Annotated in this window: 10 protein-coding genes; 4 read left to right on the top strand and 6 right to left on the bottom strand. The window is 59.3% G+C overall.

Annotated features, from left to right (window positions below; genetic code table 11):
- Positions 1-99 precede the first annotated feature (99 nt).
- From ybaK to def, 5 genes are all read right to left on the bottom strand, one after another.
- Positions 100-567, bottom strand: a complete 468-nt coding sequence (gene ybaK, locus WH50_RS19620; RefSeq protein ID WP_110188979.1) for a Cys-tRNA(Pro) deacylase — start codon at positions 565-567, stop codon at positions 100-102.
- A 21-nt stretch (positions 568-588) separates the two neighbouring features.
- Positions 589-1965, bottom strand: a complete 1377-nt coding sequence (trkA, locus tag WH50_RS19615; protein ID WP_104152927.1) for a Trk system potassium transporter TrkA — start codon at positions 1963-1965, stop codon at positions 589-591.
- A gap of 39 nt (positions 1966-2004) precedes the next feature.
- On the bottom strand, positions 2005-3315 hold the full coding sequence (rsmB, locus tag WH50_RS19610) for a 16S rRNA (cytosine(967)-C(5))-methyltransferase RsmB (protein ID WP_110188978.1): 1311 nt from the start codon (positions 3313-3315) through the stop codon (positions 2005-2007).
- A complete protein-coding gene (gene fmt / locus WH50_RS19605) occupies positions 3312-4283 on the bottom strand; it encodes a methionyl-tRNA formyltransferase (protein ID WP_110188977.1) in 972 nt (323 codons plus the stop codon). Before fmt ends, rsmB begins: the two co-directional genes overlap by 4 nt.
- A gap of 77 nt (positions 4284-4360) precedes the next feature.
- Positions 4361-4882 carry a peptide deformylase gene (gene def / locus WH50_RS19600; RefSeq protein ID WP_110188976.1) on the bottom strand — a complete coding sequence of 174 codons (522 nt, stop codon included), beginning with the start codon at positions 4880-4882 and terminating at the stop codon, positions 4361-4363.
- Positions 4883-5110: 228 nt separating this feature from the next.
- Between def and WH50_RS19595 the strand changes: the two genes are divergently transcribed.
- The 3 genes from WH50_RS19595 to dprA all read left to right on the top strand — a co-directional run bounded on the left by WH50_RS19595 (position 5111) and on the right by dprA (position 7944).
- Positions 5111-6178, top strand: a complete 1068-nt coding sequence (locus WH50_RS19595) for a LysM peptidoglycan-binding domain-containing protein (protein ID WP_110188975.1) — start codon at positions 5111-5113, stop codon at positions 6176-6178.
- Positions 6179-6241: 63 nt separating this feature from the next.
- The gene (locus tag WH50_RS19590) at positions 6242-6571 is read left to right on the top strand and encodes a DHCW motif cupin fold protein (protein WP_104152922.1); all 330 of its coding nucleotides are present in this window, start codon (positions 6242-6244) and stop codon (positions 6569-6571) included.
- Positions 6572-6678: 107 nt separating this feature from the next.
- A complete protein-coding gene (dprA, locus tag WH50_RS19585) occupies positions 6679-7944 on the top strand; it encodes a DNA-processing protein DprA (RefSeq protein WP_165838488.1) in 1266 nt (421 codons plus the stop codon).
- Between the two features lie 56 nt (positions 7945-8000).
- On the opposite strand, the gene WH50_RS19580 is transcribed toward dprA, so the two are convergent.
- The gene (locus WH50_RS19580; protein ID WP_165838487.1) at positions 8001-10088 is read right to left on the bottom strand and encodes a tRNA(Met) cytidine acetyltransferase TmcA; all 2088 of its coding nucleotides are present in this window, start codon (positions 10086-10088) and stop codon (positions 8001-8003) included.
- Positions 10089-10286: 198 nt separating this feature from the next.
- Between WH50_RS19580 and tsaC the strand changes: the two genes are divergently transcribed.
- Positions 10287-10838, top strand: a complete 552-nt coding sequence (gene tsaC / locus WH50_RS19575; RefSeq protein ID WP_110188973.1) for an L-threonylcarbamoyladenylate synthase type 1 TsaC — start codon at positions 10287-10289, stop codon at positions 10836-10838.
- Positions 10839-10868 lie beyond the last annotated feature (30 nt).

The raw sequence follows: 10868 nt of genomic DNA, 5'->3' as shown, positions 1-10868 counted from the left end.
GCTCAAAATGCTCATTTAGCCTACTAAACTCCGCTTTTTCGCCTGTTTTTTCCTTGTCTCGGCTGCCTCGATAACGTTTTTCAACAGCCTGCTAGCGCGTCAGCGGGCGATATCGCCCCACTGCCCCTGACTCAGGGCCAGCAGATCAGCGCCTGCCAGCTCAATTTCCAGACCCCGGCGGCCAGCGCTGACATAGATGGTGGCAAAACCCTGTGCACTGTTATCAAGGACCAGCGGCAGGTGTTTCTTTTGCCCCAGCGGGCTGATGCCGCCGACGACGTAGCCGGTCGCCCGCTCGGCTTCGGCGGGAGGCGCCATATCGGCTTTTTTGGCTTTGAGGACCGTCGCCAGGGCTTTCAGATCCAGCTTCTTGTTGACCGGTACCACGGCGACGGCCAGCTGCTTGCCATCCAGCTTGGCCAGCAATGTCTTGAATACCTGCTCCTGTGCCAGCCCCAGCTTGTCAGCGGCTTCCTCGCCAAAGGATTCCGCGCGCGGATCATGGCTGTAGCTGTGCACGGCAAACGCAATCCTGGCCTTTTCTGCCTGTTTGATAGCGGGGGTCATGGCACGTCCTCTGTGATTGACTCAAAAGAAGGTGAAATCGACCTGGAACAGGCGTTCGACCTCAGCAATGTATTTCTTGTCGACCAGGAACAGAATGACGTGATCGTCGTTTTCAATAACCACGTCATCATGGGCGATTAATACTTCGTCACCTCGTACCAGGGCGCCGATGGTGGTGCCCGGCGGCAGGCGCAGCTCGCCGATGGTACGGCCGACGACCTTGGAGGAATAACGGTCACCGTGAGCAATGGCCTCCATGGCTTCGGCAGCGCCACGGCGCAGGGAGTAGACGGCAGCCACATCGTGGCGTCGTACATGGGTCAGCAGGGTGCCGATGGTGGTCTGCTGAGGTGAGATGGCGATATCGATCACCCCGCCCTGCACCAGATCGACGTAGGCGGGGTTGTTGATCAGGGTCATGACGGTACGGGCACCCAGCCGCTTAGCCAGCATCGATGCCATGATATTGGCCTCGTCATCGTTGGTCAGTGCGCAGAACACGTCACAGTCTTCGATGTTTTCATCCAACAGCAGCTGACGGTCAGACACGCTGCCGTGCAGGACGATGCTGTTGTTGAGGCGGTTGGCCAGATGACGGCAGCGGTCGAGGGTGCGCTCGATGATCTTGACCTGATAGTTGTGTTCCAGTCGTTCGGCCAGTCGGGCACCGATATTGCCGCCGCCGGCGATGACAATCTTGCGGTAAGGACGATCAAGGCGGCGTAGCTCGCTCATTACCGCGCGGATATCTTCGCGCGCAGCAATCAGGAAGACTTCGTCATCGACTTCAATGACGGTATTACCCTGCGGCGTGATCGGCGCTCCCCGGCGGAAAATCGCCGCTACGCGGCAGTCGACCTTGGGCATGTGCTGACGTAACTGAGCGATTTCCTGCCCTACCAGCGGGCCGCCATAGAACGCCTTGACGGCCACCAGCATCAGTTTGCCTTCGGCGAAATCCAGTACTTGCAGTGAGCCGGGGTGCTGGATCAGGCGATAAATACTGCGGGTGACTTCCTGCTCCGGACTGATCAGCACGTCGACCGCGATGGCTTTCTCACCATAGAGAGTCTCGCGCTCGGTCAGGTAGTCACTCTCGCGTACCCGGCAGATCTTCTTCGGGGTCTTGAACAGGGTCTTGGCAATCTGACAGGCCACCATGTTGACCTCATCACTGTTGGTCACCGCAATCAGCATGTCGGCATCTTCACAACCGGCTTCGGCCAGGACGCTGGGGAAGGATGCCTTGCCTTCCACCGTGCGGATATCCAGATGGTCCTGCAGCTCACGCAGGCGTTTGACATCGGTATCCACCACCGTGATGTCGTTGGCTTCACTGGCCAGGTTTTCCGCCAGAGTGCCGCCAACCTGTCCTGCGCCGAGAATGATGATCTTCATAGAGTTCCTGTCAGCGAATGGTGCCTGTTGCAGGGCTTATCAGCAGGCTGCCCGTTTGTGCAGCAAGGCGTAAAAGAAGCCGTCATGACCCTGTGAGGTCGGAAACAGCTGGCGACCGCACGACTGTTCAATCCCCCAGTCGACCTGCAGAGGCTGTACCTGGACATCGTCGTGGTCACGGCTGAAGCGTTCAATGATGCGATTGTTTTCCTGCGGTAATACCGAGCAGGTGGCGTACACCAGGCGGCCTCCCGGCTTCAGCATCGACCACAGGTTGGCCAGAATGCGCAGTTGCAGCTCGGCCAGCTGGCCAATGTCTTCATTGGTGCGCAATGACTTGATATCGGGATGACGGCGAATGACACCGGTGGCCGAGCAGGGAACGTCGGCCAGAATGGCATCGAAGTATTGCTGATCCCACCAGTCCTGTTCTGCCGCATCGCCACACACCAGTTCAGCGCCCAGTTGCAGCCGTTCCAGCGTTTCCTGAGTACGCTGAAGGCGTTGTGGATCAACGTCCATGGCGATCACTTCCACTTCATGACCCGCGGCGCTGGCCAGCTCCAGCAGATGAGCCGTTTTGCCACCGGGGGCGCAGCAGGCATCCAGCAGACGTTCACCGGCCTGGGGGGCCAGCAAAGCTGCTGCCAGCTGTGCCGCTTCGTCCTGCACGCTGACCAGGCCGTCGTTGAAGCCGGGCAGTTTGTTGACATCAACCGGCTGCTCCAGCGTCAGTCCGACCGGACTGAAGGACGTGGGCTGTGCTGCAATTTCTGCCTGCTGTAGCAGCTGCAGGTAGTCTTCGCGGCTGCCATGGGCCAGATTGACTCTCAGGGTCATGGGCGGGCGTTCGTTGTTGGCATCCAGAATGGCTTTCCAGTGCTGTGGCCAGGCGTGGGCCAGCTTGGCAATGAACCAGCCGGGATGGACATGATCAAACTCGGGCTTGCCTTGCAGGGTGGCGATGATGTCACCCTGATCGCGCTCAAAGCGGCGCAGGATGCCGTTGACCAGACCGGTAGCCCATTGCTTGTCGATCCCGCGGCAGATTTCCACGGTCTGACTGATGGCGGCATGGGAAGGAACCCGGGTGTGCATCAGCTGATACAGCCCCAGCTGGATGATTAGATAGACATCCAGATCACGGCGCTTGAATTTCTTCATCAGCAGGTAATCGGCGATGGCCTGCAACTGTGGTTGCCAGCGCAGCACGCCATAACTCAGTTCCTGTAACAAAGCCTGATCGCGGGGATCACTGAGCGGTTTGGCATGGCCGAGGGCGGCAGTCAGAGAATGGCCGCCTTCAAGGACATCCAGCAGTGCCAGTAATGCTTCCTGACGGGCACTCATGCGTCTGCCTCCTGCTGGCCAAAGCGTATGCCGGGAGGAAAGTCGCTGGCCCGGGAGTTGAGTACATCGGCGACGGCCATGGCACGGCTGCCGGGAAGCTGGATATGGGTCAGGCGCAGGGCACCATCACCACAGGCGATCAGCAGACCACTGCGATCCGCCTGCAGCAGCGTACCGGGCTGCTTGTTATGCTGGATAGCGTCAACGCTGGCAGCGAGCACCCGAATGCGCTTGTCACCTGCATCGGTATAGGCCACAGGCCAGGGGTGCAGACCTCGCACCTGTCGGTCGAGCTGGGCTGCCGGTAAATGCCAGTCCAGCTGGCCCTCTTCCTTTTCCAGCTTGTGGGCATAGGTCGCCAGGGCATCATCCTGCACTTCGCCCTGCAATGGCCCTTCCGCCAATTGTTCCAGTACCTGCAGCAAGGCGTCTGCGCCCAGCGTGGCCAGTCGGTCATGCAGGGTGCCGCTGGTTTCAGCTGCGGCGATGGGGGTGAAGACTTTCTTCAGCATGGGGCCGGTATCCAGACCTGCTTCCATCTGCATGATGGTCACTCCGCTTTCGCTGTCTCCTGCCAGCACCGCACGATGAATCGGTGCCGCGCCACGCCAGCGTGGCAGGATGGAGGCGTGTACATTGATGCATCCAAGGCGCGGAGTATCCAGCACCCCTTGCGGCAGAATCAGACCGTAGGCCACGACCACCATCAGGTCGGCTTTCAGGCTCGCCAGTTCCGCCTGGGCCTCAGCGTTGCGCAGGCTCAATGGCTGATAGACCGGAATATCATGCTGCTGTGCCAGCTGCTTGACCGGGCTGGCAGTGAGCTTCTGGCCACGTCCAGCAGGCCGGTCGGGCTGTGTATACACACCGATCACCTCATGGCGGCTGGACAGAACGGCCTGCAGATTAGTGGCGGCAAACTCGGGCGTGCCGGCGAAGACGATGCGAAGGGGCTTGGATGTGCTCATGGTTCTCTGAATAGAACAACAGGTTTACTCACGGTAAACCTGTTTGTTCGGGTCGCCAAGTGAAATGGGGAGATAGATCAGGCTTCCGCTGCCTGACGATGCTGCTTTTCCAGCTTCTTGCGAATGCGGTTGCGCTTGAGCGGAGAAATGTAGTCGACGAACAGCTTGCCTTCCAGGTGATCCAGTTCGTGCTGGATGCAGACGGCCAGCAGGCCATCAGCTTCCATCTCGAATGCCTTGCCATGACGATCAATGGCTTTGACTCTGACCCGCTCGGGACGCGTCACTTCCTCGTAGAAACCGGGTACTGACAGGCAACCTTCCTGCATGGTTTCCAGCTCATCGGTCAGGGGTATGACTTCGGGGTTGATAAAGACCAGCGGCTGATCGTTTTCCTCAGAGACATCAATGACCACCAGACGCTTGTGGAAGTTGACCTGACTGGCGGCCAGACCAATGCCGGGTGCCTTGTACATGGTCTCGAACATGTCATCGATCATGGTCTGCAGTTGAGGATCGCTGATCTCTTCTGCCGTGAACGATGTGGCCTTGGTGCGCAGGCGCGCATCGGGAAATTCCAGAATTTCGAGTAGTGCCATAGGTGTAACCCTGTCAAAGACGGTACAGCGCCGATAAATCCTGCCATCACAGGGCGTTGCCACGTCCGCAAACAGCGCTGAAGCGCGACGAACGGGACTTATAGCGACGATTTATTGGCTAAAATTTGATTAATTTCTATTATATCGGCAGCATCCTAACAATTCATCCGAAGGTTACAGTTCCCTGCCCTTGCCTTCCGAGCCCCTCTGGCCAACAAAGGACCTGTTATGCGCAAATTGCTGATCTCCGTGCTGTTGTGCTTTTCAGCAGTGGTGTACGCCGAGCAACCTGCGTTAAAAAGCGATGCACCGACGGTGTATCAAGTGGTCAAGGGAGACACGCTCTGGCATATCACTGGTCGCTTCTTCTCTAATCCCTGGCTGTGGCCAAAAATCTGGGCCAAGAACCCACAGATCGCCAATCCGCACTGGATTTACCCTGGCGATGAAATCTTTCTGGTCAAGGTCAATGGGCAGCCCAGGCTGGCACTCAAGCGGGGTGATGCCTACCTGAAAGCCACGGGCTCCGGAGTAGGCGACAAGGTCAAACTGCTGCCGCAGATGCGCGTAGCCAATCTGTCACCCGTGCCAACATTGCCGGTGGAAACCATTGCTCCCTTCCTGCGCAGCAGTCTGGTAATCAAGCCCGGTGAGCTGGACAAGGCCCCCTACGTGGTGGGTACGGACGATCAGCGTTTGCTCAGTGCGGCAGGTCAGCTGCTCTATGTCCGGGGTACCTTGCCCTATGATGAAGGAGAATGGCGCCTGTACCGTCCGGGCTCGATGCTGACCGAGAATCTGGGTGAGAAGAAGATCGCCTATGGTCAGGAAGCCAAATACATCGCGACACTGAAGCTGGAAACGGAAGCAGAAAGTGGAGATATCCATAAGTTTGAAGTCCTGCATGTAGCCGAAGAGATTCGTAGCGGCGACCGGTTGGTGAAGATGCCTGCTGACGATCCTTATGCTCCCTTCGCTCCTTCCTACCCTGCTGATCCCGACGTCAAGGGACGCATCCTTGCCGTGCCTTCGGGCGTGGCCTACACCGGCCGCAACGATATAGTCATCCTTAACGTCGGTGAAGATTCGGCATTGGAACCGGGCAATATCCTGCAGATCAACGCTGCAGGGGAACAGGTCAAGGATCCTTTTACCAAGGAAGTGGTCACCCTGCCTGATTCCCGGGCCGGGGTGCTGATGGTGTTCAAGGTCTTTGATCACACCAGCTACGCGCTGGTCCTGAAAGCCGAGCGTACCCTGCGCGTGGGCGACAAGGTCGTCTCGCCTGACTACTGATCAGCCCTGATTGCGAGCACACGCTCAGTGAACACCAATAGCACTTGGCGGGAGGCCAGTGTCATGCAGATGCAGAATATTCCCTTTGTCACCACGACCTGGGATGACGTGGAGCGTACTGAACACCCGGGCGTTACCGGGGTGGCCTACTGGCAAACGCGGAACTTTGGCGATATCCGCGTACGGATGGTGGAATACACCCCCGGTTATCTGGCTGATCACTGGTGCAGTAAAGGGCATGTCCTGCTGTGTCTTGAAGGTGAGCTGCATACCGAGCTGGATGATGGCCGCACCTTTATCCTGCGCGCAGGCATGAGCTATCAGGTCGCGGATCAGGCGGAAGCCCATCGCTCCAGTACCGTGACTGGCGCCAGACTCTTTATCGTTGACTGAGTTTATCGTTGACTGAGTTTATCGTTGACTGAATCACAGGGCTGATTCTTCCCCAGAACTTATGCTGAGAGCCAGGATGGCTCTCCCCTGACTAAGGAAGGTTGTCGATGTCTGCCAATACGTTTCTCCCTCATCTGATCTGGCAGAGCCTGCCTCGTTGTGGCAATCGCCTGTGGCTGAAGCTGGCTGATGAATGGCCAGACTGGCCGCGTCCTCTGCTGGATCCACCTGCCGCCCTGCTTAAACAGTTACCCAGAGATGCCGCTGCCATGCTGAGCAGTCGCTGCCTCACAGGTGTGGCCGCACCCTGGCAGGCCGAGCATGACAGGGTACAGAGCTGGCTATCGGCCAGTGATCGTCATCAGTTGCTGTGCTTTGAGGATGATGAGTACCCACCGCTACTCAAACAAATTGATGATGCACCACCCCTGTTGTATGTGCTGGGAGACGCTGCTGCCCTCAATCATCCGCAACTGGCTATCGTCGGCAGCCGTCATGCCAGCCATCAGGGTATTGGCAATGCCCGCCAGTTTGCCAAGGACATTGCCAGTCAGGGACTGGCGGTCACCAGTGGTCTGGCCCTCGGCATCGACACTGCTGCCCACGAAGGTGCTCTGGCCGGGAATGGCATCACGCTAGCCGTACTGGGGACGGGTGTGGATGTGCTCTACCCGGCACGTAATCGCAGTCTGGCGGCGCAGATCACCGAACAGGGCGGAGCCCTGGTATCTGAGTTTCCCCTTGGGACGACTCCGCAGCGCTCGCTGTTCCCCAAGCGCAACCGGCTGATCAGTGGCCTCAGTGTGGGCACCATTGTGGTGGAAGCCGCACTGCAGAGTGGTTCATTGTCCACAGCCCGTCATGGCATGAGCCAGAACCGTGCCGTCTTTGCGATTCCCGGCTCCATCCACAATCCCCTCAGTCGTGGTTGTCATGCGCTGATCCGGGAAGGCGCCACCCTGCTGGAAAGCACTGAACAAATTGCGCAGGAAGTGACGTCATTGCTGGCTTTTCACTATCAGTACAGCCAGTACGCCGTACCACGGCAGCCGCAGAGAGCTGAGCACCTGATGGAAACTGACCCCGTTTTAACGGCGGGAAGAGAGGATGTATTCAAGGCGGTTGCGCCTGAACCTGTACTCGTTGCGGGGCACTTATCGCCAAAAGCAGGTGAGGGAAACTACGGACTATCACAGAAGTCAGTACCCGCTCACCCGTTGTGGCAAGTGCTGGATGATCTGCCGCGCCCCCCGGATCAACTGGCGGAGCTGGCTAATCTGGCCATAGAAGAGGTGCTGGGGCAGCTGCTGCAATGGGAGCTGGAAGGCCGTGTGGTGCTGGAGCCCGGCGGCTACAGTCGTTTTGTTGGCTGACGTTTGCTGGTTGAGTCGCTGTTGCCGCAGGCAATGGACTGCTAACCCTGAAGTTCCTACGCCAGCCAGATCAGTAACGCCTGTGCCTGTTGCCGCAGCATCTGACTGAGTGGTTTGCCGGGCGAGCACGCCAGGCGCTGGCAGAGTAGTTTTTCGTCGCACTGCTGCAGCACCGCGCCGATCAGGCCAAGACAGGCCTGTGCGTCTGCTCCGCGTTTCAGTGCCAGCAACAGCAGGCGCTTCAGTGCGCCGCGGCTGAGCAGCAGATCGCGATTACCCCGGGTGAAAGCCTGCAAATCATCACGGTCCTGCGAGCTGAGCGATACCGCGGGCAGATCGGCCACCGCCAGCAACTGATGCAGCAGTGAAGGTTCAGCACGCTGCAGCGCGCCATTCAGCAGTTCAGGTAACTCGTGGAGGAAGCGCCGACGGGCATCCTGTACTAACGCATGGCCGACGGAGTTGAGTGGCTTCAGCACCATCACAGCATATTCACCGCTGGCCGCATCGCGGGTCAGGCCCAGCCGCACCACGCAATACCCTGCCTTTTGCCAGAAGCGCAGCAGATAGTCGGTAGCGCCAAAGCTGCTGCCAAGGCAGTCCAGGCCCTGGCGGCGGGCGCGTTGCTCTATATCCTGCAGCAGCTGCAGACCGATCCCCTGTTGACGCAGACTGGCCGCAACGGCCACCCGCATGATCCGGCCGTATCGCAGCTGACCGCTGTGACGCAGCCCGCAGTGGAACAGCAGTGACTGCGGCAACAACTGACCTTTGGGACGGCGTTGTCCCAGCCACACGGCTTCGGCCAGTGAGGGCTCAAGCGGCCCCTCTTGCATCAGCACTGCAGCTCCCATCACCTGCTGGGTGGCTGACAACGCCAGTGTGGTCTGGCACTGCGGATCTTCCAGCAGTTGCTGCAGATCACTGGGTGTGGTGCGGTAATGAGCCTGTACCAGCAGCCCGAACAGGCCGTGCAGCAGCGCCTCATCGCTGGCCAGCCGTTCGGCACGGGTCTCCTGGATGAGTGTGGTTGGGATTGTTAGAGCGTGATCAGTGGCCAGAGCATGAGGCTCGGCATCCAGCAGCAGCCACTGGCGGATCAGGGTTTCCAGCGGATCATGGTCACGCCAGCGTATCGGCGTACTCAGGCTGATGCCCTTCCATGCCGGCGTATGCTGATTGAGATAGTCAACAAAGCGCACCGCAAAGCCGCGCCCCGTACCTTCGTAACCATGCACGGTGGATGCAAAAATCACCCGTGGATAGCGCTGTAATAAAGTCTGTAACACCGCCGCTGGCAGGCTGGCAGCCTCATCCACCAGCAGTAAAGCCGCATCCGGCAGCTGGTCGAGCAGTTGATCCGGGCTGATATAGCGTAGTAACTCAACCTGAGCGGCGCTCAGATGGCGCTGAGCCTGGGTCAGCACTTCGGCACAGGCCGCCTGCCGGGGGGCGGTCACAAGAATTGGCTGCTGCGCCGCCATACCCAGGTGGATCAGCCGTGCGGCGGCCAACCCCAGCGCGCTGGATTTACCCCGCCCCCGATCTGCCTGAATGACCAGTGGCCGCCGTGCTCGTCCTTGTGCTGTGCTGATAATCCGTTGTACCGCAATGGCCTGATCTTCACTCAGGCAATCAGGGTCGCTGCTGAGGTGATGGTCAGCTTGCCGCGGCGGCTCCGTGAGCTGCGGTGTGCGCTGACGTTGCGCCCGGATCAGCCAGACATGAGAGTCAACTGCCAGCAGACGCAGCAAGCGCTGATGAAAAGCGCCCTGCTGTTGCCATTGCTCCGATGGCGGTAGCAGCCAGATAAACACCCCGCCTGCTGTTACCAGTCCACTGGCGGCGGCCAGCGCATCGACATCCAGAGCCTGACGACTATCGAAAATGACACACCGGCGCTCCTGCCCAAGCAACAGGCTGGCGGCGCGTAAGGTCTTGCATTCGCAATGGTCAAGGTGGTCCGGGCCGAGATAAAGCGGCTGGGGGGGCAGCGCCGCTTGCCAGTGCTGCAGCTGCTGCGTGATCCACAGCGACTCGCCCTGCAGGATGACAGGTAAGCGATGACCATGACTGGCCGCCCGCTGCAGCCAGTGATGCAAGGTTGTGCCGTCTGTCAGGTGATCTGTGTGGGATAAAGTCATAGGTGTTATCTGGGGCTGTGTGTACGGTTTTGCGGTTGGCAGAAGCGCCCAGACTAGCGAGCAAAGCACAGGACGCCAAGCACCCATTGCCGATTTGCGGGGAGCCATGCTGACCAGTCCACTGTATAGCCGCCTGCCCCATGGCCCGGCAAATTGCGCTAAACTGTGCGCTTTCCCGCATTGATGTGACCGACGCTGATGAATCTGTATATCCGACAGGCCGTTCAGGCACTGCGTGCCGGCGGCGTAATTGCCTATCCGACGGAAGCGGTTTGGGGGTTGGGCTGTGATCCCTGGAATGCCAGTGCCTTTGCCCGTCTGCTGGAGGTCAAGCAGCGCCCGCCGGAGAAAGGCGTCATTCTGGCGGCTGCTAGTCTGGAGCAGATCGCTCCGCTGCTGGTTGGGCTCAATGAGGACCAGATGCAGATGCTGCAGGCCACCTGGCCCGGCCCCAATACCTGGATCATGTCTGACCCGGAAGGCTGGATACCTGACTGGATCAAAGGCAAGCACAACAAGGTCGCTGTGCGGGTGAGCAATCATCCGCTGGTGCGTGAGTTGTGTCAGGCCTGGGGCGGTCCGCTGGTATCCACCTCTGCCAATCCTTCTGGCGTGGCTCCGGCCCGCAGCCGGCTGCGGCTGCAGCAGTATTTTGGCTACGGTCTGGATGCCATTGTGCCCGGTGCGCTGGGCGGCCAGGCTCAGCCATCACGCATTCGCGATCTGGTCACCGGAACGGTGCTCCGCTAGTACGGCTAACTGTGTAAACCCACCACGTTG

Origin of the sequence: Pokkaliibacter plantistimulans, from assembly GCF_003194385.1 — a bacterium.
In the GTDB taxonomy this organism is placed as follows: domain Bacteria; phylum Pseudomonadota; class Gammaproteobacteria; order Pseudomonadales; family Balneatricaceae; genus Pokkaliibacter; species Pokkaliibacter plantistimulans.
The sequence above is the reverse complement of the archived record's forward strand: the minus strand, read 5'-3'. Positions and strand labels throughout refer to the sequence as shown.